Raw genomic sequence first — 23,586 nt, forward strand, 5'->3', positions numbered from 1 at the left:
ACTCGGCTCCTGCCTTTTTTTTTTTCTCCTGGTGTTGTTTTGCTCTTGATTTTTTTTTGCGCGCCGCTTCGCGGGCGGGCTTGTGTGGCCCCCCCGCCCCCCCCCCCCCCCCCCCCCCCCCACTACAGGTGGAGCTTTGCGCTGCTACTCTTGGGTCGACTCCCGGTAACAGGCAACAACATGGATAGACGGCGTTTCATTGGCGGTACGGCATTGGCGGCAGCCTTGCCGCTGCTCGGCATGCAGGGCGCAATGGCGGCTACGCGCGGGCAGCTGCTGGCCGCCGGGCTCAACAAGGGCGATACGGTCGGCCTGGTCAGCCCGTCCTCGGCCAGCAGCGAGCGGCTCAGCCTGCAGTTGGCGCGCGAGGCGATGGAGGCGCTGGGCTTTGTGGTCAAGACCGGGGCGCATTACGCCGCGCGCCATGGCCACCTGGCCGGCACCGATGCCGAGCGCGCGGGCGATCTGAATGCCATGTTCGGCGACAAACAGGTCAAGGCCATCATCTGTGTGCGCGGCGGCTCCGGTGCAGCACGGCTGCTGCCGCTGCTCGACTACGAGCGCATCCGCGCCAATCCCAAGGTGTTGCTCGGTTACTCGGACATCACCGCGCTGCATTGTGCCATCCATGCCAAAACCGGCCTGGTGACTTTCCATGGGCAGATCGGCGCAGGCAGTTGGAACCGTTTCAATGTCGATCAGTTCGAACGCGTGTTCTTCAAGCGCGAATTGATGCACTACCAGAACCGCAGCGAAAACGACGATGAGCTGGTGCCGCGCGACAACCGCACATTGACCATCGGTGGTGGCAAGGCGCAAGGCGAGTTGATCGGCGGCAACCTGACCGTGCTCACGGCCTTGGCCGGTTCGCCCTATCTGCCGGATTTCACCGGCAAGATCCTGTTCCTGGAAGACGTCGCAGAGGCGCCCTATCGCATCGACCGCATGTTCAGCACCTTGAAGCTGATGGGTGCGCTGGACAAGATCGCCGGCTTCATCTTCGGTGAGTGCACCGATTGCGCGCCGGGTGATGGCTATGGCTCGCTGACCCTGGACCAGATCTTCGACGACTACATCCTGCCGTTGAAGATTCCGGCCTACCGTGGCGCGATGATCGGCCACATCAAGGAGCAGTTCATCGTGCCGGTCGGCGGCAAGGTGGAGATGGATGCCGACGCCGGAACCTTCCGCCTGCTGGCGCCGGCGTTGGCCTGAGCGTGATATGCGCGACGACGTGGCGCGGTGCGCTCACGTCGTCATTGCACGGGGCTTACTCTTCCTCGTCGCCGTGTGCGTCCTCGTCCTCGTCTTCATCCTCGGGCGACAACCACCAGGCATGGCCGTCCTCGCGTGCCGGCTGCGGACACTCGCGGGTCTCGATGGCGTCCAGATGGCGGCCGCTACCGCCGGCGAGCCAATCCTTCAACAGCTTCTCGACGGATAAGTGGCTCTGCGCTGCAATGCCGAGGTTGCGCTCACGCTGCCACGCCGTGTCTTCATCAGGCCTGGATGCATGGCTGTGCGGCGCGCCGTAACTGCAACGCAGGCAGTAATGGCGGATGCTGCGGGTCCAATCCTCGGCATAGCCGATGCCGGGTGCGCTGGCACGTAGCAGCGCGTTGATGTCCTCGGCGCTGTCCGCGCGCACGAACACCACGAAGGTCTGGAACTCGGACGACTCCAGCCGCTCCAGTTCGTTGAACACATGCACCTCGCGCTCGCCATCGAAGCGTGCGCCGGTGGGGGCACCGTCGTGCAGCACGATGTCGCCGAAGCGGTGGCCGCTTTCCGGCAGCGGGACGTTGAGGATGCGTGCGCGCACCGGGTCGATGCGGCGCATGAACACCGTTTCCCCGGCACTCCATGGATTCAGGCGCACCACCGCGACACCGAAGTTGCCGTCGATGGGGCCTTCGCCTTCGGGCAGGGTGATATCGCAGGCGGCCCATAGTTCGCGCACTGTCGTCCATTGGCCCAGGCCGGTCGCCGCAATGGCGGCGTTCCAGTGCTGGGCCTGGCTGAACTCCTCGGCCAGTTCGATGGCGCGCAGGTTGTCCCGCAGTGATCCGGCCCATTCCATCTGGTACTTCAATGCCAGACCGCGCATGTAGTGATAGAACGGGTTCTCCGGGTGGTGCTGTAACAGCAGGTCGAAATCCTGGGTGGCGCTGCACAACTCGCCATCGTCGATGGCCAGGTAGGCCCGGTTGTGGATGCTTTCGAGATCAGACTGTTCGGAAGTCATTTCGGGCAGCAGTGTTGGGGGGAAAGGATGATCGCATGCGCACCGTATGCTGCGCAGGCGGGGTACGGGGTGCGACTGGCAGTTGCGCGCTTTAACATGCGGATAACAGCGGTATTGCCAGCATCGTCCGCAATGCGCGGTCGTGCTTTTAGCGTGGGCGGTATCGTGCATGCCGGTTTTCATCCGTGGCTTGCTGGAGCAGCGCAATGAACGACAAAGGTTTGAAATGCATGACGTTGGTGGTGGCGATCGCGATCGCGCTGGCAATCACCGGCTGCGGGAAGCCCGGGACGCCAGACGGGGCGACCACCGCAGCCCCCTCGGCAGCGGCGCCGGCTACCGACCCGTCATCGCAAGGCACCCAGCAAGCCTTGAACGTGGAAGTGTTCAATCCTGGTGCGGACGCCATCTTTGCGGTGTCCTCGGAACTGTTGACCGGGACCAGCGATGCCGTGCTGGTCGATGCGCAGTTCTCCACCGCCGACGCGGCCAAGCTGGTGGAGAAGATCAAGGCGTCAGGCAAGAAGCTGACCACGATCTATATCAGCCATGGCGACCCGGATTTCTACTTCGGCCTGGAGACTCTGCACGCCGCATTCCCCGATGCGCAGATCCTGGCTACGCCGCAGACCATCGCGCATATACAGGCCAGCAAGGATGAAAAGCTGAAGATATGGGGGCCGCAACTGGGTGCCAATGCACCCAGACAGTTGCTGGTGCCTGCACCATTGCAGGGCAACAGCCTGCAGTTGGAGGGGCAGGAGTTGCAGGTGATCGGCCTGGATGGCGCCAGCCCGCAGCGCACGGCCTTGTGGGTGCCCTCGATCAGGACGGTGATGGGCGGGGTGTTGGTGGATGCAGGTTCTCACGTATTCATGGCTGATACGCAGACGCCGCAGTCACATCAGGATTGGCTGGCCGCGCTGCAGCAGATCAAGGACCTTGCGCCGGTACGGGTGATTCCCGGCCACTATGCGGAAGGCGCACCACAGGATCTGGCTGCGGTTGAATTCACCGCCAACTACATCCGGGCTTTCGACGAGGAAGCGGCAAAGGCCAAGGATTCGGGTGCGCTGATTGCGGCGATGAAGCAGCGCTATCCGGGCCTGCCAGGTGAGGCATCGTTGGAGCTCAGTGCCAAGGTGGCCAAGGGCGAATTGCCCTGGAAGTAGCGGCCTGATGCAGAAAGGCGCCGGTATCAGACTTCAAGGAGGATCATTATGAAAGCTCGATTTTTTGTTGTTCTCATCATCGGCGTCCTGGCTGCAGGTAGCGCCTTGGCCAAGGAGCCGATCCGATTGGACGCATCTTCCGATGCGGCAGCGGAGTCCAGTTGGAAACAAATGATCGAATCCGTCAGTGCTGAGAAAAAGCAGAAGCTTCTGCTGGCCATGCTTTAGATCAATCTGGACGGTGTGAACTCTGCCTATGAGGTGGTGGGCAATCCGGAGTTGCAGGGTTTTGGCATTGCGAGGGTGAAGGACAGGGTCGCCGGCCTGGATGCTGATGAGATCATCGAGTTGGGCAGTCGGACCTCCGGCGCCGAGATCCGGATCCAGTCGGTCCAATAGCGCCCACTCACGTATGCAGGCAGAACCCATTCTGTCGATAGGGTGGGTTCTGGGGACGTTGCGTTCACGCGGCAAGTCGCTTCGCGATCCCGGGCCGGTGGCCGTTGGGATGTCGGTGTCATGGCGTGCGCCACGCACACCGTCCCAACCCTGGAAGAGCGGCCTGGATCAGGAAATCGGGTTGGAGGCGCGATCCGCGGCGGAGTTGGCAAGGCGCTTCTTCGCCTTGGCGGCATACATGGCGGCATCGGCATGGCGCAGCAGTGCGTCGGCGTCACTGCCGTCGGCGGGGAAGCAGGCTACGCCCACGCTGGCGTCGATCTGCGGGGTGTCGCTGCCAAGGCTCTGCAGCAACGCCAGCCGTGCACGCAGGGCGGTAGCGATATTCAGCGCATCACCGGGGCTGGCGCAGGCTGGCAGCACGGCAACGAACTCGTCGCCACCGACGCGGGCGATCAGGTCGTTCTGTCGCAGGCCATCGCGCAGTTGGCGGGCGGCGTCACGCAGCAGGCGGTCACCGGCTTCATGCCCGTAGTGGTCGTTGGCGGCCTTGAAGCCATCCAGATCGATGTAGAGCAGTGCCAGCCCACTGCCGTCACGCCCCGCGCGCTCCAGCGCCGCTTCCAGTTCACGGCGCAGGTGATAACGATTGGGCAGGCCGGTCAAGGCATCGTGGCTGGCCAGGTGCTCCAGCTGTCGTTCGATTCCACGCAGGGCGGTTACCTCATGGCCGACGCCGATGCGGATGCCGTATTCCGGCAGCCATTTGGCCGACCATTGGATGTCGACCACGCTGCCGTCCTTGCGGATGTAGCGGTTGCGGAAGTTGGAACGTGGCCGGCCTGCCATCACGTCCAGCGCCGACTGTTTGGTGGCGGCGCGGTCCTCTGGATGTACCAGATCCATGATCTGCCGGCCTTTGGCCTCGGCGGGGGTGTAGCCGAAGATGGTCTCGAATGCGGCATTGACCATCAGCAGTTCGCCATCGGGGGCAACCATGCACACCGCGTCGGGTAGCAGGTCCAGGACTTCACCGAGCGGCGGCAACTTGAAAGGCATGTGCAGACACGACAAATACGAAGGCTGGGATTATGCCGTTTCCAGATGTCAGCGTATGTCGGGTGAGGCTCCCTGCGGCGAACATCGGTTGCGGGACCGATGGCGCGGCCGATTACCGGCCCCCGGTTCCGCCGGCCTGAACGGGCACCCTTGCGGCCGTCGTCGGCGTGCAGGAGCGCTGCTGGCGGGGGAGGGCAGGCATTGCCAATTGCGGTCTGCAAGGGCTTGTCCCATGCTCGCGGCATGGACCTGAACAGCTTCCTGCAATCTGCACTTTCGGTAGACGGGATGGTTGGCCATGCCAGCTACCTGCTGTTGATCCTGTCGATGTTGATGACACGCATGATGTGGCTGCGTGCGCTGGCGGTAGCGTCGGGACTGCTCAGCATCACCTATTCGGTGATGATCTCCGATTACGTCAGCGCCACCTGGGAGATCATCTTCGTGGCAGTCAACGTGGGCCAGCTGTCGCTGCAGGCCTACCGCAACCGCATCACCCATTTCAGCGCCGAGGAACGCCGCTTCAGGGAAGCCGTATTGCCATTGGTGGAGCCGGCGCAGGCGCGACGGGTGCTGGATCTGGGGCAATGGTGCGAGGCCGGGGCAGGTGAGGTGCTGATCCGCCATGGCGAACAGGCCAGCCACATGCTGTTCATTGCCAGCGGTGAAGTCGCGGTCATGGTGGATGAAGCCGTTGTGGGGTGGTGCGGGGCGGGTGCCTTGTCGGGGGAGATCAGCGTACTGACCGACATGCCGGCCACCGCGACCGTGATCACCGCCAAGCCGACCCGCTACCTGGCACTGGAGCGGCATGCGCTGCGACAGCTGATGGCCCGTGAACCCGAGATCGAACATGCCATCGACCAGTGTTTCCGCAAGGACATGCGGCTGAAGCTGGCGGCCGCCAACCAGGCCATGGCCGAGGCGGGCATCCGGGTCGAGGTGATACAGACCAGCCTGCAGTGATCTCCGCGGGGCGGCAACGAGTGGGGCGGTGCCCCGCTGCACAGGGGTTGTCCTGGCCCGTGAGGGTTGGGGGATCCCGGTGCGTTGGCCGACGTTTGTCGGGCGTGCGGACGGTTTCGGATAAAACCTGAAGCGCCGGTTTTGCTACCCTGTGCTTCTTTGGGTTCTGGGGTTGCTCCCCGCGGTTATTTCCATGGTGTGGTTGCGCGTGGCTCTGATTTTCCCCTTGATCGTGATCAATACGCTGGCACACTGCCTGCCGTTGTTCGTGGTGGCGCTGTTCAAGGCGGTACTGCCGCTGAAGTCGGTGCGTCGGGCCTGCAATCCGCTGCTGACTGGCTTGGCGGAAAGCTGGATCGCGGTGAACAGCGCGATGATCCATGCCTTTACCGCTACCCGCTTTACGGTCAGTGGCACCGAGGGGCTTGAGCGCGATGGGCATTATCTGGTGCTGGCCAACCACCAGAGCTGGGTCGATATCCTGGTGCTGCAGAAGGTGTTCAACCGCCGGATTCCTTTGCTGCGTTTCTTCCTGAAGCGCTCGCTGTTCTGGGTGCCGGTGCTGGGCCTGGCTTGGTGGGCCCTGGATTTTCCCTTCATGGGCCGCTACAACCGCAAGCAGATTGCCAAGAACCCCGAGCTGGGCCGGCGCGACATGGAAGTGACCCGCAAGGCCTGCGAGAAATTCGCCAGCATTCCGGTGGCGGTGATGAACTTCGTCGAAGGCACCCGCTTCACGGCCGCCAAACACGCAGCGCAGGCCTCGCCGTTCAAACACCTGCTCAAACCCAAGTCCGGCGGCGTGGCGTTCGTGTTGGATGCGATGGGCAAGGGCCTGCATGCCTTGCTGGATGTGACCATCGTCTATCCCAAGGGCATTCCCTCGATGATGGACCTGATGGCCAATCGCCTGCCGGAAGTGAAGGTGCTGGTGCGCAAGCTGCCTATCCCCACCGAGTTCATCGGCCGCAACTACCAGGAAGATCGCAACTTCCGTGCCCAGTTCCAGCAGTGGATGAATGGCCTGTGGCAGCAGAAGGATGAGGACATCGCGCGTCTGCTCGAAAGCAAGGCCTGATCACCGCCATCGTTGAAAACAAAGGCCCTTGACAGGGCCTTTGTTGCTTTGCATGGCGCTGGATTCGTCAGCGATGAACCCGTTCGCAGCGGGTCTCGACCACGCGCTGGCCATTGCGCTCCTGGTTGCGGCCCTGCACATTGCGGCCCACCAGACCGCCCGCCACCGCGCCGCCCACCGTGGCCAACTTGCGGCCATTGCCCTTGCCGACCTGGTTGCCTAGCAGGCCGCCGACCACAGCACCTGTGGCGGTGCCGGCTACGCGATTCTGGTCACGTGCGTTGTTGGCTACCTCCACCTCGTGGCAGACCACGCGGCTGCCGTCGTTGAAACGGCGGCCTTCATCGCGTGGGCCATAGGTTTGTGCGTTGACGCCGACGGAGAGAAGCATTGCACTCGCGGCAATGGTCGAGGCCAGGGTGATAGGAAGCTTGCCCATGTCGATACTCCTGTTATTGGCAGCGCAGCTTTGCGCCAATGTGCGTCCAGCCTGCGCCCACGCAATGAAATTCGAGGTGAAAAGCGAGCGGCGCAATTGAACCTGCGTTCATCCAATGTGCCGTGCAGCCTGAAGCTTCCTCGGCTTGGGTGTAAAGTGCGCGCCATCCTCCGTATTGAAGAGACCTGCGCATGAGCATTGATGCCGCTTTCTATCCGATTGGCACCCCCGGTAAGCCGTGGGGCGAGCAGGAGCGCGCGCAGTGGCTGGAACAGCAGCAGGTGCAGCGCAGCTATGCAGGTGAGGTGGTGGAAAAAATAGATGTGCTGCGTGAGCGCTTCGATGTCACCCAATACGGTGAACTGGACTACCCGTCGGGTCGCTATCCACTGTTTGCCATCCGCAGCCGGAACTGGAACGAGGCCTTGCCGGTGATGCTGGTCACCGGTGGCGTACACGGCTATGAGACCAGCGGCGTGCAGGGCGCGTTGCAGTTCGTCGACCAGCACGCGGAGAGTTACGCCGGCCGCTGCAACCTGCTGGTCGCCCCCTGCGTCAGTCCGTGGGGTTATGAGCGCATCCAGCGTTGGAATGCGCTGGCACTGGACCCGAACCGTTCGTTCGTGGACAACAGCCCGGCGCAGGAATCGGCGGCATTGATGGCCCTGGTTGCGCCGCTGCGGGGGGGCGTGCTGATGCATATCGACCTGCACGAAACCACCGACACCGACGAAACCGAATTCCGTCCGGCGCTGGCCGCGCGCGATGGCAAGCCGTTCGAGCCGGGCGAGATTCCCGATGGTTTCTATCTGGTGGATGACACCGAGAATCGCCAGCCGCTGTTCCAGCAGGCGGTGAATGCCGAAGTGGCCAAGGTGACCCATCTGGCACCGGCCGACGAACGCGGCGAGATCATCGGTTCCAAGGTGGTGGCCGAAGGCGTGATCGAATACCCGCTCAAGGCCCTTGGCCTATGCGCCAGCGTCAGCGGTGCGCGCTACACGACCACCACCGAGGTGTATCCGGACAGCGCCAAGGCGACCCCGCAGCAGTGCAACGACGCCCAGGTGGCGGCGGTGATCGGCGCGCTGGATTACGCGCTGGCGCATCGCTGAGGTCTCTGGATCCGCAGGTTTGCTGAAGGCCCACCCGGCGCAAGCGGGTGGGTTTTTCATTTGTGGCCTCGCCACCGACCAGAAGGACTTCCCCGGAGCATCCGTAGCCCGGGTAAGCGAAGCGCACCCGGGAAGCACGCTGCAACAGCCGGAACGGGCCATCGCGCAGCGTGGCGCCCCCTGCGCATGCCGGTAGTGCCCATGATCTTTCACATCGCCACCCAGCCACGTATGGAACATGGCGGGCATGAAAACCTCGTCTCTGCTGCTGGCAGTGCTCGCCTTGGCAAGTGGCCCCGCCCAGGCCGATGACGCGCCGGAGTTCGATCGTCCAGGCATCGGCTTTTCCACCAGTACGGTCGGCAAGCACGTAATTGTCTGGGAGCAGGGCTTGCCCGATGCCAGCCGTGATCGCAGCGATGGCCTGACCACCACCACCTGGACCGCAGACACGCTGTTGCGCGTCGGGCTTGCCGATACGCTGGAGTTGCAACTTGGCGCGGACAGCTGGAGCAGGCTGCGGCTGCGCGGCCCTGGTATCCGTGTGCAGGACAGCGGCGGCGGCGACGGCAGCGCCGCACTCAAGTGGGCACCGCCGTTGGCCAACGAGCAGCTGTCAGTGGCATTCAAAGCAGGGGCCAGCCTGCCTTGGGGCAGGGCACCGCTGGGTGATGCGGGGCATGACTACGACCTTGGCGTGACGGCGGCATGGGCGCTGCCGCGCGACAGCAGCCTGGCGTTCTACATCGACCGGCAATGGGGCGACGGTGGCAGCGGCTGGTTGTTCTCGCCCAGCTATGGCTTCGCCTTGCGGCCGCAGTTGTCGGCCTATGTCGAGGGCGGCTATGGCACCGGCGCGCAGTACATGCGTGCGGCCGGTGCCGGTGTGACGTGGATGGTGGGCCCGCGCGTGCAACTGGATGCATCGTTCCTGCGCGGGTTGGATGCCGACACCACCGATTGGCAAGGCGGCGTCGGCGTATCGATGTCCTTCGATTGAGAACGCGGTTCAGCGATTGACCGCAGGGCCGTACACGCCGCTGTAGCCGGCTGCGCAATTGCTGGTGCAGTCGCTGGTGAGCATGTTGCGCACGATCAGGCCGGCATTGTTCTTCGAGCGGAAATGGCCGACGCCGCTGCTGGTGTCGCCGCCACCGAAGTTGTACGGGCTGCCGTCGCTCCAATCCCAGTCGAAGCTGTAGGCGCTGCTGCCTGCGCCGATGTCGACCTGCGCGTAGACATTGGTAGCGCTATTGAACAATGCGCCATCGGCGCAGCCGGCGCTGTAGCTGGTGGTGAAGCAATGCACCTGGTCACGCGAGCCGGCGGTGATGGTGTAGAAGCGGATGCCGGTGTACGTGGCCGGGAACGTGCGCAGGCTGCCGCTGCCACTGCCGGTCCAGCGGTTGTAGCCGTAATAGGCTACGCCGGTGCTCGGGTACAGGCCGAAGGTGTAGTAGTTGTACGGGAAGACATAGGCCTCGGCGTTGCAGGTGGGCGCCAGGGTCGATTGATAACCGGTGCTGCGGCAGGTCTGCAGGCCGCGCAGGCCACCGGCGATATTGATGAAGCGGCGCACACTGCCTTGATTGGCGTTGTACTTGATCGAGGCCAGGGCCATGGTCGCGCCCAGCGAGTGGGTGACGATGTCGACCTGGCTCTTGCCGGTATAGGCCTTGACCTTGTCGATGAAGGTCTTGAGCGTCTGATAGGTGGCCGGTGTGTGGTAGTTGTACTGCGGTGCCGCGCGCTCGCTGGCGCTGAGGTAGGTGATGCCGAACAGTTCGCAGTCGTTGTAGCCGGCAGCCTTCAGTTCGGCATAGATCGAGCGCGGCGGGGTGCTGTAGCCGGCCACCGCGCCGGCTGGCATGTCGAAGCTGATGGCGCTGTCGCCATTGCCGGGAATGAATACCACCGGGGTCTTGCTGGCGGTACAGCTGCCGCCGCCAAAACCGCCCTGGCCGACACCGGGATTGAACCCGCCAGCGTATTGGTTCGCCGTTCCTGTGCAGGTGTAACCGTTGTTGCTGCCGCACTCCAGGGCCTTGGCGCTGGTGGGTGCCAGCATCAGCATGGCGCCCGCCAACGGCGCGGCCAAGGCGCTGAGCAGCCACGAGGAAATGACGGGGGCAGATCGTTTGCTCGACATCTGGCGGCTCCGGTAGGTGTGTGGGTCAATTCCTGCAGCATCCGCCCGGGCCGCCGGGGCAGGCAGTGTCCTTTAGGGAAACTTGCAGTGCAGCACAGGCCCCGCGCTATCTGCGCTTGCGTATCAGCATGGCCGAGGCCTGCAGGATGGCGCGGGTCAGCAAGGCCATGGTCTTGACCTCGCCCTTCCAGTGCTGCCAGTACAACGGCACGTCCTCCCAGGCGCGCGCCTTGACGTAAACCAGGCGCCCGCTCTCCAGGTGCCGGCGTACCAATGGCAACGGGTTCATGGTCCAGCCCAGTCCGCCGAGGTTGGCGTGGACGAAGGCGCGGGTGGAGGGGATCCACCAGGTTGGCGCATTGTGCGGCTGTTCGACCCCGGCCAGACGGCGTGCATAGCGGGCCTGCATGTCGTCCTTGCGGTTGAATACCAACACCGGTGCCTGTGCCAGCGCCTGTGCGGTCACGCCCTTGGCGAAATGCCTGGCATGGAATTCGGGGGTACAGGTGGCTGCGTAGCGCATGCTGCCCAGCGCATGGATCTGGCAGCCCTGCACCGGCTCGGACAAGGTGGTTACCGCACCCATCACCGCGCCCTGGCGCAGCAGGGCAACGGTGTGGTCCTGGTCTTCGGTATGCAGGTCCAGGGTGGTGGAGGTGCTGTGGGAGAAGGTCTGCACCGCCTCCGGGAACCAGGTTTCCATGCTGTCGTGGTTGACCGCCACCGGGATGCTGGCCCTGGGCAGCTCGGCATCGCTGAGGCCGATGCGCTCGAAGGCATCGCGCTCGAGCAGGGCGGTCTGCTCGGCCAGCTGTACCAGCACCTGGCCCTCCGGTGTTGCCTCGGTGGGGATGGTGCGCTTGATCAGCAGTTTGCCGACCCTGTCCTCCAGCGCCTTGATCCGCTGCGATACCGCCGAGGCGGTGACGTTCAACGACAGCGCCGCGCGCTCGAAGCTGCCTTCGCGGATGACCGCGGCCAGCGCCCGCAACTGGGCATGATCAATGCGCATATTAAGTTCTGCTAATGATGGTTAATGAAGTTTAGCTCTACTTTTCCTTGCTGCATTGCGACAATTGCCGCGTCCGGACGTGCCGGTGGGTTCTCCCGCTGCGTCCTTCCCCCCAGTAGCAAGGTTTTTCCTCATGTTTTCGGTTATTTCCGCCCAAGCCGCCGGCAGTGCCTGGCTCAGTGGTGCCGGTATCGGTATCGGTCTGTTCGCCATCGTCGGCGCGCAGAGTGCGTTCATCCTGCGTCAGGGGATCATGCGCCAGCACGTGATTCCGATCATTGCCACCTGCTTCGCCATCGACGCGGTGTTCATCATGGCCAGCGTGGCCGGCCTGCGTCAGCTGACCGCGCAGTTGCCGTGGCTGACCACCGTCCTGCTGTGGGGTGGTGTTGCCTTCCTGACCTGGTATGCGGCGCAGTCGGCGCGGCGTGCGGTGGCCGGTGGCGGTGGCATGAAGCTGGATGACAACGGCGAGCAGTCGTTGCGCGCAGCGCTGATGGCAGCGGCCGGTTTCTCGATCATCAACCCGCATTTCTGGCTGGACATGATGGTCATTGGTTCGATCGCCGACAACTTCGGTGAGTCGCGCATGGCCTTTGCGATCGGCGTGGTGACCGCCAGCGGCGTGTGGCTGACGGTGCAGGGGCTGGGCGCTCGCATGTTGGCGCCGTTGTTCACCAAGCCCTCCACCTGGCGCATTCTGGACGGCACCATCGCCGTGATCCTCAGCGTGCTGGCCTTGACCCTGGCCATCCGCGGGGTCAACTGAGGTCAGGCTTGATCCGTCAGGATGAACGCAGCAACGTAGCCCGGGTAAGCGCAGCGCACCCGGGAGCAGAGATCTGTCGTTCTTCCTGCCTGTGAAACAGCAGTTGCGGGTGCGTCGCGCTTACCCGGGCTACGGCTTTGTCTTCGCCGCTAGGTGGCCGGGTTCCAGCGTGCCGGCCATTGAAGGATGAAGTCCTCCACTTCTGCCAGCGGCATCGGTCGCCCGAATACATAGCCCTGTCCCTCGGCGCAGTGCTCCTCCTGCAGTTGTGCCAGTTGCGCCTGGGTCTCCACACCTTCGATGGTGGTGGTGATGCCCAGCTTCTCGCACAGGTGTGATACCGCGCCGATGATCGCGCTGCCCTGGCTTTGCTCGCCCAGGTCGCGGATGAAGGATTTGTCGATCTTGACCTTGTCGAACGGGAACGCGCGCAGGTAACCCAGCGACGAATAGCCGGTGCCGAAATCGTCCATCACGATCGATACACCGGCCTGCTTCAGGCGCAGCAGCTGCGCGGAGGCCGCTTCGATGTTGGCGATCAGCGCGTTCTCGGTGATTTCCAGTTCCAGCCGGGCCGGGGCCAGCCCGGTGGCGGCCAACACCTGCTCGACGCCGTCGGCCAGGGTGGGCTGGGCCAGTTGCGAGACCGACAGGTTCACCGCAATTTTCATCTGTTCCGGCCACTGGCTGGCGTCGTGCGCGGCCTGCCGCAGCACCCAGGCGCCGAGTGGCAGCATCATCCCGATGTCTTCGGCCAGGCCCAGGAACTGGCTGGGTTCGAGCAGGCCGCGTTGCGGGTGGTTCCAGCGCAGCAGGGCTTCAAACCCGGTGACCTGGCGCAGGCGCAGATCCACCAGCGGCTGGTAATGCAGTTCAAACTGCTGCTGTTGCAGGGCCGTGCGCAACTCGGTTTCCAGCTGTCGGCGGCGCTGCATGCGGGTGTCCATCTCCGCCTCGAAGAAGCGGTAGCAGCCACGGCCTTCATCCTTGGCCCGGTACAACGCAAGATCAGCGTTGCGCATCAAGGTATCGGCGGCGCGGGCCTGGCTGTCGATCAGGACGATGCCGATGCTGGTGCTGATGGCGAACTGGTGGTTCTCCAGTTCGATGCTACGGCCCAGTTCGTCCACCAGCCGCGCGGCCAGTGCGGCGGCGGCTTCGGGCATGCGGTTTTCCGATGCCATCAGGATGGCGAACTCGTCGCCGCCCAGCCGTGCAACCAGGTCATTGCCGCGTACACAGGCGAGGATGCGTTGGGCCACTTCCTGCAGCAAACGGTCGCCGGTGGGGTGGCCCAGGCTGTCATTGACCTCCTTGAAGCGATCCAGGTCCAGCAGCAGCAAGGCGCTGTGATGGCCTCGCTGGGCGGCGATCAAGGCCTGGTCGAGCTTCTCGAACAGCATGCTGCGATTGGGCAGCGAGGTCAGTGCGTCATGCAACGCCAGGTAGGCGATACGCGCCTGCGCCTGTCGGCGTGCATCCACATCCTCGAGCACGCCGGCCCATTTGCTCAGGCTGTGACCGATGCGGGCACCCCGGGCGCGCAACCAGCGCCACTTGCCATGCAGGTCGAGGACGCGGAACTCCACATCGAGCGAGCCGGTCTTGCTGGCGGTGAAACTCTGCTCAAGCGCGATCTCGATCTGTGGCAGGTCGTCTTCATTGACCCGTCGCAGCCAGCCCTTGCCGAGTGCGTGTTCGTCCGACTGCCCGGTGAGTTCGCGCCAGCCGGTGGCGGCAAGCACCTGCCCGTTGCGATCGGATTGCCAGAGCACCAATGCACCGGCTTCGGCAACGGCGCGATAGCGCTGTTCGCTGTCCTTCAGGTCGCGGGCCAGTTCGCGCGCTTCATCGGCACTTCGCTTCAATGCATCGACGGTGCCACTGAGGCTGCTCTGCAGGCTGCGCACCTCACGGATGTTGGAGGGCTGCGGGTCGGGCAGGTGGGTGAGGTTGTCGACCACGCCGTGGCTGCGTTGCACCAGGGCGCGGATGGGCAGCAGGATGCTGCGGGCGATGGCGTTGGCCCAGAGCAGGGCGATCACGGCGGCGACGATGCCGCCGAAAATGATCCCGAGCAAGGGCTGCTGCCAGCGTGCCTGGAAGCTCTGTTGCGGCTCTCCCACCACCAAGGTCCAGCCGGGTGCGGCCTGCAGCCGGTGGAAGGCGAAGATGACGGGCAGGCCCTCGTTGCTGCTGGCATCGAACAGCCCGTGCTTGCCACCACTGCGCTGCAGTACCCGCCAGTCGGGCACCTGCTTGCCGATGTAGCGTTCCGGCGACAGTGATCGCGCCGCAATGACGCCGTTGTTGTCGACGACCGCCGTCAACAATTGCTGGTTGTTGCCGGTCCCCATGATGCTGGCGATCAGTCGATTGGAGGGCTGCACCATGGTCAGGACGCGGGTACCACCGGCATCGTCGAAGGGCAGGGCGATCGCCACCTCCGGGGTGTGGGTGATGGCATTGGTAAACAGGTCCGAGACCTGCACCTTGCCTTCGCGGCGTGCGTCGTACAGCAGACCTGAGGGTAATGTCCGGGCTTGTTCGCTGTCGTCCTGGATCAGGCGAATGTCCGGATTTTCACGTGCCCAGGCCTGCAGCTCAGGCGCGGCTTCACTCAGCTGCGGTGCCAGCAACGACAACAGGCGTAGCTGGTTGACATTGTCCTCGATGCCTTGGTCAACGCCACGGGCCAGGGCGGTGGCGGTTTCCTGCAGGCGTTGCTCGGAGCTGTGACGGTAATCCTGGGCGGCATTCCAGACGGCAATGGCACCGATCACCAACAAGGGCAGCAGCGTGGCAAGTATCAGCAGATGCAGCCGGGAATGGAGGCCTCGGGTACGCGGCAACCTTTCATGCGTTGCCGTTGCGGTAGTTGCCAAGCCTGAGTCTCCGGTTGCCGTTGCGGCGTAGCGCGATGGGCCGCCAACCCCTTGTTGCTGTCGAAAGTGGCGAGGCGCTGTTATGGCACGAACCCTGCGCGGTTGGAAGCGGCGGCACGCACCTGCACTGTCCAATCCCGGCCGTGCAGGGCACGTGTAGGTGACGCCAGTGGATGCGTGACTGCAATCACGCTATGGCATCGACCCGCTCGCAATGGCGCTTTCAGGCACCATTGCGGTCAGCGCCCGGCGCGAGGAAAGCGCGTCGTGCTGGCGCAGATGGTGGCTACTGCCTTCATTGGCGTCGCTGACTGAACATCCACTGCCACATCGCAGGGTTGCGATACGTGGCGTCCCAGGCGTTGTGTTCCACGCCCGGATACTCGGTGTAGCGGAAGCCGGCGCCCAACCGCTGGCTGGCGGCGGCAATGGCGCGGTCGTCGGTGGTGGGCACCAGCGCATCGAGCGCGCCGTGGAAGATCCAGGTCGGCACATCGCGCAGGCGGTTGACGGTTGCCTGGTAGGGATCGGCAACGTCGGCCACCTGGTCGACCATCAAACCGGGGCGGTCGGGTCGCGGTGCGCGTAGTGCCCCGCATATCGGCACCAGCGCGGCGAACTGCGTAGGCCGGGTCAGGGCCAGCTCCCAGCTGCCATAGCCGCCCATCGAGATACCGGTCAGATAGATGCGTTGCGGATCGGCGCCAAACTCCTTGCTGGCCGCATCCAGAACCGCCAACGCCATGCGCGCGTTGCGTCCTCGCCATTCTTCGTTCTCCGGAACCTGTGGGAATACGACCAGTGCGGGGAAGGTATCCATGTTCTGGGTCAGCCAGGGGCCTACCCCGGCCAGGGTGGGCTTGTGTCCATCATCGCCGCGCTCACCCGAGCCGTGCAGGAACAGCACCAGCGGACGTGCGCCCGGCGGCGTGGCGGCAGCGGCCGGGACGAATACCTGGTAACGGAACTGATGGCCCTCGAATTCGAGTTGGCGTGCCACGAACTGTCCCTTGGCAGGCACGGTAGTGGTGGTTGAGGACAGGCTGCTGCAGCCCAGCAGCAGGCCCAGCAGACATAGCGACATCACGATGCGACCCATTGCATCCGGCTCCCTGGCAGAAGCCACTAGCCTAGCCTGATTGGGCGTGTGCCAGAATGTTGGTCGATACACCGTCGTGTCGGTCTGCGCTGTTACTGGGGGTTGTGGATGAAGAAGCTGCTGATCGTTGCGTTGGCAACCTTGCTGGTTGCCTGCAGCCAGGGCCTTGACGGTACCTGGGACGATGGCATGGGAATGGTGAGCTATACCTTCGCAGCTGATGGCAGGGCCAGCGTCGAAATGCTGGGCAAGGTTCAGCAGACCCGCTATGTCCGCGAGGGCGACAGCTTGCAGGTTGTGGTACCGGGCACCGAGGCGGAGACAGTGGACTTCACCATCGGTGAGGATGGGTCACTGCAGGGCCCGATGGGTGTACGCCTGCAGAAAAGGAAGCGATGACGACTGTCGTCGCCACGTTGCTGACACTTCACAGAGGACGATGCACGCGGCGTCTACGGGGGCTCGGTCCCCCGCACGCCGCGCGTCGTGGACGTCAGCGCCACACGTACAGATAGCGCGCCACCAGCTGAGAACCGGCGGCGCGATTCTTCGCCGCGCCTTCGGCGTAGACATTGCCGATGAAGCGATGCGCCCCAGCGCGCCACTGCACGCCCGGGCCGATGCCGAACAGGCGCTCCTTTGACGCGGCCTGCGCGTGCCCATTGATGCGGTCGGCACTCGTCTGTTGCAGGTGATACATTGCCAGGCCCAGCCGCCAACGTGCATTCAGTGCATGCGATGCGCTGAGGTTGTAGTGCAGTGCCTGCCCGGGTTGAATCCTGTGTACTGGTTGGCCGAACGCAGCATGCAGGCGTGTCTCGGGATCATCGCTGCTGCCATTCCACAGGTACATGAGGCGACCACTGATCTCCCACGCGTCGCTGTGATGCCAGGTAAAGGCGTAATAGGGATTGATGCTGTAGTAGTCGGTGCCCGGATTGAGCTTGGCATTGCGGTCGTAGTCGCCAAGCGGTAGCGATGCTGCCAACGCCAGGCGTGCGTCCAAGCGCTTGCCAAACAGCCGTTTGCCGCGCCATTGCACATAGCCGCCAAGGCTGGGGTTGCCGAGGCCGCTGCCGCTGACATGCGCAGGCCCCAGGTCGAGTTCCAGGTCGAGCAGGGGCACGATGAGCTCGCCGCCAAGGTGGCCACCAAATGCCTGCCTGGAACTGGTGTAGGCATAGTGCAGCCGCGCGATCCACAGCGCACGGTCATAGCGCATCGGCCGTTTTTCACCCTTGGCGTCATAGTTGCGGTTGGCATCGAAGCGACTGTTGCTGGTCTGGAACATATGGCCGACGCCGCCACCACCATCCTCGAAGCTGGTCGCGCCGGTGTTCACCCCCGGCAGGGCGAGATCCAAGGCCTGTGCCGGTGCTGTGGACGCGCCAATGGCGGCCGATAGAACATACAGGCAGATGCGTTGTTGCATGATTGTGCTCCTTGCGGTCGATACGGGGGCAGCGCCGTTGGTGGGCGGCCTGCAGCGTCGGGGGCGGCGATGACTACGCCGGATGATGGTCTCAGCGCCTGCAATCACGCGGCTGCAACGGCGACGTGGCGCTGTCCGGCAGCTGGGCGCGTTCGCGCAGCCACAGCATCCAGCCGCAGACCAGGATGAGCAGCTGCGTGCCTATCAGTACTGCAAAGCCGGCGCTCAGGCTGGCGTATGGCGATGCACCGCCTGCGGACGCCAGCATCATCACCTTGCCCATCAGCAGGGGCATGAATGCCGAGACCAATGCGCCGGTGCCATTGGTGATGCTCATGGCGCTGGCGACATTCTGTGGTTGTGCGTAGTACTGCACGGTACTGGGCAGCGGCGGTGTCTGGATGCCGCAGAAAATGCCGGCGACGATCAGGCTGAGCACCGCCATGTAATTGTTGCTGACATTCAGGGCAGTCAGCACGGCGATGGCAACGCCGATACTGCCGACCACGAAAATCAGGGGCACCTGGCGGCGCGGGATGCGGTCGATGACGAAACCACTGATCAGTACGCCGATGATCATTGCGTATTGTGGCAGCGAACCCAGCCAGCCCATCTCGCGCAATGCGAAGCCGCGCGCTTCCTTGAGGTAGGTGGGCAGCCAGCTGACGCTGCCCCAGAGATAGGCAAGATAGGCGGCAGTCAGTACGGTGATCATCAGCAGGTAGCGCGTCTGCAACGCACCGCTGAATATCTGCCGGACCCGCGCGGCCATCTCGCGTACCGACGCGGGGCGCTGCTGGTATACCGCCAGCTGCGGCATGTGGATATAGGCCAGTACCAGCGGCAAGCCGATCAGCAGGTTGATCAGGCCCAACACATGGAATGCCCCTTGCCAGTCGAGTGTGGCAATCAGGCTGCTGATCAGCGGCATGCCGATGGCCAGGCCCAGCCCGGTGCCCATGTTGACCAGTGAATTGGGCTTGCCGTTCTCGTGACCTTCGAAGTATGCCTTGATATAGGACGATGCCAGACCAAACAGCGGGCCTTCGGAGACACCGAGCAATACCCGCGAGAGCAATAGCAGGGCATAGCTGTCGAAGGCTGGCGAGACAAAGGTGACGCCGCCCCAGAGGATCAACCCGAGTAGCAGACTGCGGCGCACGCCCAGCAGCGCGGCGCAGAATGGCGTCAGTACAAAGGCTGACAGGCCGTAGCCGACCATGAACGCGGTGCTGAGCGCGGCCTGGCTGGCCCGGTCCCCGGCGGCCATGCCAAAGTGCTGCAGGAAATGCGCATCGGTAACCATCAACGCGATGTTCATGCGATCGATAAAGGAAATGGCAACGATCACCAGCAGGGTGATCACGCCATACCAGCGGGCACTACGTGCTTGCATCACACTCTCCTTTGCGTTGACGGCGGTTTGGCGGTACGGGCGGCAGCAGGTGGCGGTTGCTGCGGTGCGGGTGGCAGGTGCGGGAGTTGGAGCGGCGTTTCAGGCAGTGATGGCAGCCAGGTGCCAACGTGCAGAAGTCAGGACGCGTGTTGGAGGACGTACCCGGGGCGGGTGGGATCCGTGCAACATTGCAGTTGCGTTGGCTGCCATCGATGCGCAGGCTGCCGGCTTGCACCGGCTGCCCGCACACCGCGAGGCGTCTGGGGCTCAGTACAGTCTCTTCTGCGGTGGACCCGAGAAGTGCAGTGGCCCTATCGCAGCCATTTTCACCTCCACCAGCGCCGGGCCCGGATGGGCGACGGCGGCCCGCAGCACAGCATCGAAATTGCTGCAGTCATCCAGTTTCCAGGCACGCATGCCCATCGCCCCAGCCAATGCGTGGAAGTCCGGGGCATGCAGCTGGTTGTAGTACTGGCGGTCACCGAAGTACTTCTGCTGGATACCCCGCATCACCCCGTAGCCACCGTCGTTCATCACCAGCAACACCATGTCCAGCTGTTCCTGCACGGCTGTGGCGAGTTCACCGATGTTGAGCATCAAGCCGCCGTCGCCGATCAATGCCATGACCTTGCGCCCGGGATTGGCGATGGCGCAGCCAATGGCGGTGGGCAATGCAAGTCCAATGGCGCCGGCCAGCGAGTGGATGTTCTGTCGTGGCTGCTGGAAGTTGAGCAGTCGACTGCCCCAGGTACTGCCGGACATGGTGATGTCGCGCACGAAAATGCCATCGTCGGGCAGCGCGCTGCGCAACGCGTCCGACAGCACTGCATACGCGCCCAGCTGCTCACGCAGGGCGTACTCGGCGGCAATGGTGGCAGAGCAAATATCGCGGTCGCGGAGCGGATCGTGCTTGGGCGCAGCCTGCAGGGCCTCGGCCAGCTTATCCAGTACGTCCGCGCAGTCGCCCAGCACGAACGCATCCATTGGGTAGTTGCGGTTGCAGGCGGCCGGGTCGATGTCGATCTGTACCCGGCAGGAGCCCAGCGGCAGGCTGTAGGTGGCGGTTTCGTTGCTGCGCAGGCGTGAGCCGGCAACGATTACCAGGTCGCTTTCCGCCAGCAGACGCGCGACCCCCGTGGCGTTGTGGAATGCGCGCAGGCTGCGCGGATGACCGTCGGGGAGGATGCCGCGGCCGTGCGTGCTTGATACGACAGGCACACCGAGCTCGGCCAGACGCAGGACCGCAGCGGCCGCGGCGATGGCGCCGCCACCTACCCATAGCATCGGCCTTTGCGCGGCGAGCAGGCGCGCGGCCAGTGCAGCCACCGCCCTGTCATCGCGCGCCGGCGCTGGCAGCGGCAGGCGCTGGATCGCACAGGGCAGGTCGACCATGGCGGCCTGCACATCGATGGGGATTTCGATGCTGACCGGACCGGCAGGCAGGCGTATCGCTTCCTGGATCGCGCGCTGGGTGACGGCGACCGCCTGCTGGGGATGCAGGATGCGGAAGACTGCCTTGGAACAGCCGCGCAGCAGACTCACCTGGTCGCGTGTTTCGTGGATGAAGCTGGCATCACGGTCCAGGTAGTCGCGTTCCACCTGGCCGGTGATATGCAGCACCGGTGTACCGGCGTTGAGCGCTTCCATCAGCGCACCTGCGGCATTGCCGGCACCGGCACCAGTGCTGGTCAGGACGACACCCAGTCCACTGTGCCGGCCGTGGCCGTCGGCCATGGCCGCTGCGCCGGCTTCGCCACGTGCGGCGACGAAACGGATCTGTCCGCGGCGGCCGATGGCGTCCGCGACCGGCAGGTTGTGGATGGAGATGACGCCATGCACAGCGTCAACGCCGTAGGCTTCCAGTACCCGCACGATGGCTTCGGCTGCGGTCACGCGCTCTTGCCGGGCGGCCGCGTCGGATGCGGAATTGTGCGCTGCTTCCTGTGCGGAGCGGCTGAGCTGCTCGGTTGTCATGGTCTCGCTCTTCATTGGCTCCATCCCATTGGGGTTGCATCCAGTCCCAGGTAAATACTTTTCTGCTGCATGTAGGCGAGCAGGCCTTCGCGGCCCTTCTCGCGGCCCAGTCCGCTCTCCTTGAAGCCGCCGAACGGCGTGGAGATGGAGAACTTCTTGTAGGTGTTGATCCACACCGTGCCGGCTTCCAGGCGTGCAGCCAGACGCAGGGCACGGCGGTAGTCGCGGCTCCAGATGCCAGCCGCCAAGCCGTAGACACTGTCGTTGGCCTGCGCGACCAAGGCCTCTTCATCGTCGAAGGGCAGGGCGATCAGCACCGGTCCGAAGATCTCCTCGCGGCAGGCACGTGCCTGCGGCGACAGGCCTTCGATCAGGGTCGGCTGGTAATAGCTGCCCGCTGCCAGCGCCGCATCGGCAGGTGCTGCGCCGCCGAAGCGCAGCTGCCCACCTTCGGCCAATGCCGACGCGACATAAGCGGCAACGCTGTCGCGGTGGGCGTGATTGATCAGTGGCCCGAGATGGATGCCTTCCTTTTCGGGATGACCGATGCGCAGCGCGCAGGCGACCTGCTGCAGGCGCTGAATGAAGTGCTCATAGCACGCGCGCTGCACGAACAGCCGTGAGCCGGCAATGCAGGCCTGGCCGGCCGAACTGTAGATGCCATACACCACGCCCTGCACGGCCAGCTCGATGTCGGCATCGTCCAGCACGATGGTCGGTGACTTGCCGCCCAGCTCAAGCGAGGTCGGGATCAGCTTGTCGGCGGCGACGTGCGCCAGGTGACGCCCGGTGCGGGTACCGCCGGTGAAGGAAATCTTGCGCACAAGTGGGTGGCGGGCGATGGCTTCGCCGATCAGGGAGCCGCGCCCGGGCAGCACACTGAGCAGGCCCGGCGGCAGCCCGGCCTGTTCGAACAGGCGGGCCAGCGCCAACGCAGCCAACGGTGTTGCTTCGGCTGGTTTGAGTATCACCGCATTGCCGGCGGCCAACGCCGGGGCGATCTTCTGCATCTCGCTGGCGATGGGTGAATTCCACGGGGTGATGGCAGCGATCACGCCGATGGGTTCGTGACTGCTGAAGGTCATGAATTCCGCGCTGCGTGGTATCGGCAGCACGCCATCCAGGGTTTCGCAGACCGCCCCGAAGTAGCGGGCGGTGGCGGCAGCACTGTCTACCAGGGCGCGTGTCTCGCCCAAGGGCTTGCCGTTGTCGCGGGTCTGCAGGCGCGCCAGCGGTTCACGCTGTGCATCGATCAGGTCGGCAACGCGGTACAGCACCCGCGCGCGGTGGTGGGCGGGCAGGTCGCGCCAGGTGGGCGCACGCCAGCTGCGGTCGGCGACTGCTACGGCCTGCTCGACATCATCGAGGTCAGCGGCATGCAGTTCCGCATTGATGCTCTGGTCGGCCGGGAACACTGAACGCATCAAGGCACCACCGCCCTGGCGCCACTGCCCGCCGATGGGTATGTGCTGTTCGATCAGCGACCTCATCGTCGACCTGCTCATGCCGTCGGTTCCAACAGCTGGCGGCAGGCGCGCACCGCACTCAGCGCAGCCAACATCGAGGTCTTGGGGTTGCTGGGCAATGGATTTGCCGCCAGTTCGATGGTCATTTCGCCGAATGCACCACGTGCGTGGATGCGATGGGTGTTGCGGCGGGTATGCGGGTCCACCATCAGCACGACCCGCGTGGCCTCCATGCCCATACCGTTGAGCGCGATGGTGGCGGCGACGTTCGCATTGGCCGGGAATGCACGTGCGGCTTCACCGGCATTGCCCTCGAAGAAGACGGTGGTTTCCGCAACTGCGTCCAGATCGATCATCTGTTGTGCCGCCGAGCCGCGCCAGCTACGCGGACTCTTGCGTGAAATGTAGGTGACCTCGTCCAGGCCTGCCTCGCGCGCCGCGGCGAGTCCATCCATTCCTGCCACCGCACCGGAGAGCAATTGCAGCACCGCGTCGCCGTCCCGGGCGGCGTTGAGAAGCTGGCTGTGCAGCGCGGCATCGGCCAATGCACCAACGGAAACCACTGCCAGTCGCCAACCGCGTTGCAGCGCGGGTATGCCGTGTTCGGACAGCGCGGCGTGGCCGGCGCATTCAAGCACCAGGTCTGGCGCGGCATCGAGCTGGTGGATGCTGTCCAGCACCTCGATGCCCTGTGGGGTGAGCTCACTGACCAGGGCAGCATGGAACTCGGTGGGCACGATCACCCAACCCACCCGGACACCGTCGGGCAGGCGGGCGACGACTTCGCGCGCCATGGCGCCATAGCCAATCAACAGGATGCGTTTACTGCAGGTGCGGGTCATTGCGGCAGAACTCCTTGTAATACCCGATTGCGAGGCGGGCGACGGCCAGCTGCAGGGCAGTTGCGGGCAAGCGGTAGTGGTCAGGGCGA

Annotated in this window: 21 protein-coding genes; 9 read left to right on the forward strand and 12 right to left on the reverse strand. The window is 64.3% G+C overall.

Annotated features, from left to right (window positions below; genetic code table 11):
- The first annotated feature begins 180 nt into the window (after window positions 1-180).
- Window positions 181-1,215: a S66 peptidase family protein gene (locus tag AC1VXC_RS14365; RefSeq protein ID WP_481538959.1), complete on the forward strand. Its 1,035-nt coding sequence runs from the start codon at window positions 181-183 to the stop codon at window positions 1,213-1,215.
- Between the two features lie 55 nt (window positions 1,216-1,270).
- Here the strand turns inward: AC1VXC_RS14365 and AC1VXC_RS14370 are convergent, their stop codons facing one another.
- A complete protein-coding gene (locus AC1VXC_RS14370; RefSeq protein WP_481538960.1) occupies window positions 1,271-2,245 on the reverse strand; it encodes a tetratricopeptide repeat protein in 975 nt (324 codons plus the stop codon).
- 206 nt (window positions 2,246-2,451) lie between these two features.
- On the opposite strand from AC1VXC_RS14370, the gene AC1VXC_RS14375 reads away from it, so the two are divergent.
- Both AC1VXC_RS14375 and AC1VXC_RS14380 read left to right on the forward strand, forming a co-directional pair.
- Window positions 2,452-3,417, forward strand: coding sequence for an MBL fold metallo-hydrolase (locus AC1VXC_RS14375; RefSeq protein ID WP_313493338.1), 966 nt, complete (start codon window positions 2,452-2,454; stop codon window positions 3,415-3,417).
- Between the two features lie 48 nt (window positions 3,418-3,465).
- Window positions 3,466-3,645 carry a hypothetical protein gene (locus tag AC1VXC_RS14380; RefSeq protein ID WP_481538961.1) on the forward strand — a complete coding sequence of 60 codons (180 nt, stop codon included), beginning with the start codon at window positions 3,466-3,468 and terminating at the stop codon, window positions 3,643-3,645.
- A gap of 339 nt (window positions 3,646-3,984) precedes the next feature.
- Here the strand turns inward: AC1VXC_RS14380 and AC1VXC_RS14385 are convergent, their stop codons facing one another.
- The gene (locus tag AC1VXC_RS14385; protein ID WP_313170657.1) at window positions 3,985-4,875 is read right to left on the reverse strand and encodes a diguanylate cyclase domain-containing protein; all 891 of its coding nucleotides are present in this window, start codon (window positions 4,873-4,875) and stop codon (window positions 3,985-3,987) included.
- Between the two features lie 243 nt (window positions 4,876-5,118).
- Here AC1VXC_RS14385 and AC1VXC_RS14390 point away from each other — a divergent pair, with 243 nt between their 5' ends.
- Both AC1VXC_RS14390 and AC1VXC_RS14395 read left to right on the forward strand, forming a co-directional pair.
- Window positions 5,119-5,841 carry a cyclic nucleotide-binding domain-containing protein gene (locus tag AC1VXC_RS14390; RefSeq protein ID WP_313493340.1) on the forward strand — a complete coding sequence of 241 codons (723 nt, stop codon included), beginning with the start codon at window positions 5,119-5,121 and terminating at the stop codon, window positions 5,839-5,841.
- A 193-nt stretch (window positions 5,842-6,034) separates the two neighbouring features.
- The gene (locus AC1VXC_RS14395) at window positions 6,035-6,919 is read left to right on the forward strand and encodes an acyltransferase (RefSeq protein WP_313170660.1); all 885 of its coding nucleotides are present in this window, start codon (window positions 6,035-6,037) and stop codon (window positions 6,917-6,919) included.
- 67 nt (window positions 6,920-6,986) lie between these two features.
- Here the strand turns inward: AC1VXC_RS14395 and AC1VXC_RS14400 are convergent, their stop codons facing one another.
- Complete coding sequence (locus AC1VXC_RS14400; RefSeq protein WP_313170776.1) at window positions 6,987-7,310, reverse strand: glycine zipper 2TM domain-containing protein; 324 nt, start codon at window positions 7,308-7,310, stop codon at window positions 6,987-6,989.
- A 239-nt stretch (window positions 7,311-7,549) separates the two neighbouring features.
- Between AC1VXC_RS14400 and AC1VXC_RS14405 the strand changes: the two genes are divergently transcribed.
- Together AC1VXC_RS14405 and AC1VXC_RS14410 are read left to right on the forward strand one after the other, a co-directional pair.
- Window positions 7,550-8,473 carry a M14 family metallopeptidase gene (locus AC1VXC_RS14405; RefSeq protein ID WP_313170662.1) on the forward strand — a complete coding sequence of 308 codons (924 nt, stop codon included), beginning with the start codon at window positions 7,550-7,552 and terminating at the stop codon, window positions 8,471-8,473.
- 247 nt (window positions 8,474-8,720) lie between these two features.
- Window positions 8,721-9,473, forward strand: coding sequence for a transporter (locus AC1VXC_RS14410; protein WP_313170664.1), 753 nt, complete (start codon window positions 8,721-8,723; stop codon window positions 9,471-9,473).
- A 9-nt stretch (window positions 9,474-9,482) separates the two neighbouring features.
- Here the strand turns inward: AC1VXC_RS14410 and phaZ7 are convergent, their stop codons facing one another.
- The gene (gene phaZ7 / locus AC1VXC_RS14415) at window positions 9,483-10,622 is read right to left on the reverse strand and encodes an extracellular native short-chain-length polyhydroxyalkanoate depolymerase PhaZ7 (protein WP_313170666.1); all 1,140 of its coding nucleotides are present in this window, start codon (window positions 10,620-10,622) and stop codon (window positions 9,483-9,485) included.
- Window positions 10,623-10,728: 106 nt separating this feature from the next.
- Entirely contained in the window at window positions 10,729-11,634 is a 906-nt protein-coding gene (locus tag AC1VXC_RS14420) for a LysR family transcriptional regulator ArgP (protein WP_313170668.1), read from the reverse strand.
- Between the two features lie 133 nt (window positions 11,635-11,767).
- Here AC1VXC_RS14420 and AC1VXC_RS14425 point away from each other — a divergent pair, with 133 nt between their 5' ends.
- On the forward strand, window positions 11,768-12,403 hold the full coding sequence (locus tag AC1VXC_RS14425) for a LysE/ArgO family amino acid transporter (protein ID WP_282265376.1): 636 nt from the start codon (window positions 11,768-11,770) through the stop codon (window positions 12,401-12,403).
- A gap of 149 nt (window positions 12,404-12,552) precedes the next feature.
- Here the strand turns inward: AC1VXC_RS14425 and AC1VXC_RS14430 are convergent, their stop codons facing one another.
- Together AC1VXC_RS14430 and AC1VXC_RS14435 are read right to left on the reverse strand one after the other, a co-directional pair.
- Window positions 12,553-15,255, reverse strand: a complete 2,703-nt coding sequence (locus tag AC1VXC_RS14430) for a bifunctional diguanylate cyclase/phosphodiesterase (protein WP_482995058.1) — start codon at window positions 15,253-15,255, stop codon at window positions 12,553-12,555.
- A gap of 328 nt (window positions 15,256-15,583) precedes the next feature.
- On the reverse strand, window positions 15,584-16,387 hold the full coding sequence (locus AC1VXC_RS14435) for a carboxylesterase family protein (RefSeq protein ID WP_313170673.1): 804 nt from the start codon (window positions 16,385-16,387) through the stop codon (window positions 15,584-15,586).
- Between the two features lie 108 nt (window positions 16,388-16,495).
- Between AC1VXC_RS14435 and AC1VXC_RS14440 the strand changes: the two genes are divergently transcribed.
- Window positions 16,496-16,786 carry a hypothetical protein gene (locus AC1VXC_RS14440; protein ID WP_313170675.1) on the forward strand — a complete coding sequence of 97 codons (291 nt, stop codon included), beginning with the start codon at window positions 16,496-16,498 and terminating at the stop codon, window positions 16,784-16,786.
- Window positions 16,787-16,880: 94 nt separating this feature from the next.
- On the opposite strand, the gene AC1VXC_RS14445 is transcribed toward AC1VXC_RS14440, so the two are convergent.
- The 5 genes from AC1VXC_RS14445 to AC1VXC_RS14465 form a co-directional block, all read right to left on the reverse strand.
- The gene (locus tag AC1VXC_RS14445; RefSeq protein ID WP_313493345.1) at window positions 16,881-17,819 is read right to left on the reverse strand and encodes a SphA family protein; all 939 of its coding nucleotides are present in this window, start codon (window positions 17,817-17,819) and stop codon (window positions 16,881-16,883) included.
- Between the two features lie 91 nt (window positions 17,820-17,910).
- On the reverse strand, window positions 17,911-19,215 hold the full coding sequence (locus tag AC1VXC_RS14450) for an MFS transporter (protein WP_313493346.1): 1,305 nt from the start codon (window positions 19,213-19,215) through the stop codon (window positions 17,911-17,913).
- Between the two features lie 267 nt (window positions 19,216-19,482).
- The gene (locus tag AC1VXC_RS14455) at window positions 19,483-21,204 is read right to left on the reverse strand and encodes a thiamine pyrophosphate-binding protein (protein WP_481538964.1); all 1,722 of its coding nucleotides are present in this window, start codon (window positions 21,202-21,204) and stop codon (window positions 19,483-19,485) included.
- Window positions 21,201-22,694, reverse strand: coding sequence for an aldehyde dehydrogenase family protein (locus AC1VXC_RS14460; protein WP_481538965.1), 1,494 nt, complete (start codon window positions 22,692-22,694; stop codon window positions 21,201-21,203). The genes AC1VXC_RS14455 and AC1VXC_RS14460 overlap by 4 nt, the downstream gene beginning before the upstream one ends.
- Window positions 22,691-23,497, reverse strand: coding sequence for an aspartate dehydrogenase (locus AC1VXC_RS14465; RefSeq protein WP_313493350.1), 807 nt, complete (start codon window positions 23,495-23,497; stop codon window positions 22,691-22,693). Before AC1VXC_RS14465 ends, AC1VXC_RS14460 begins: the two co-directional genes overlap by 4 nt.
- Window positions 23,498-23,586 lie beyond the last annotated feature (89 nt).

The organism is Stenotrophomonas sp. STEN033 (assembly GCF_056856655.1).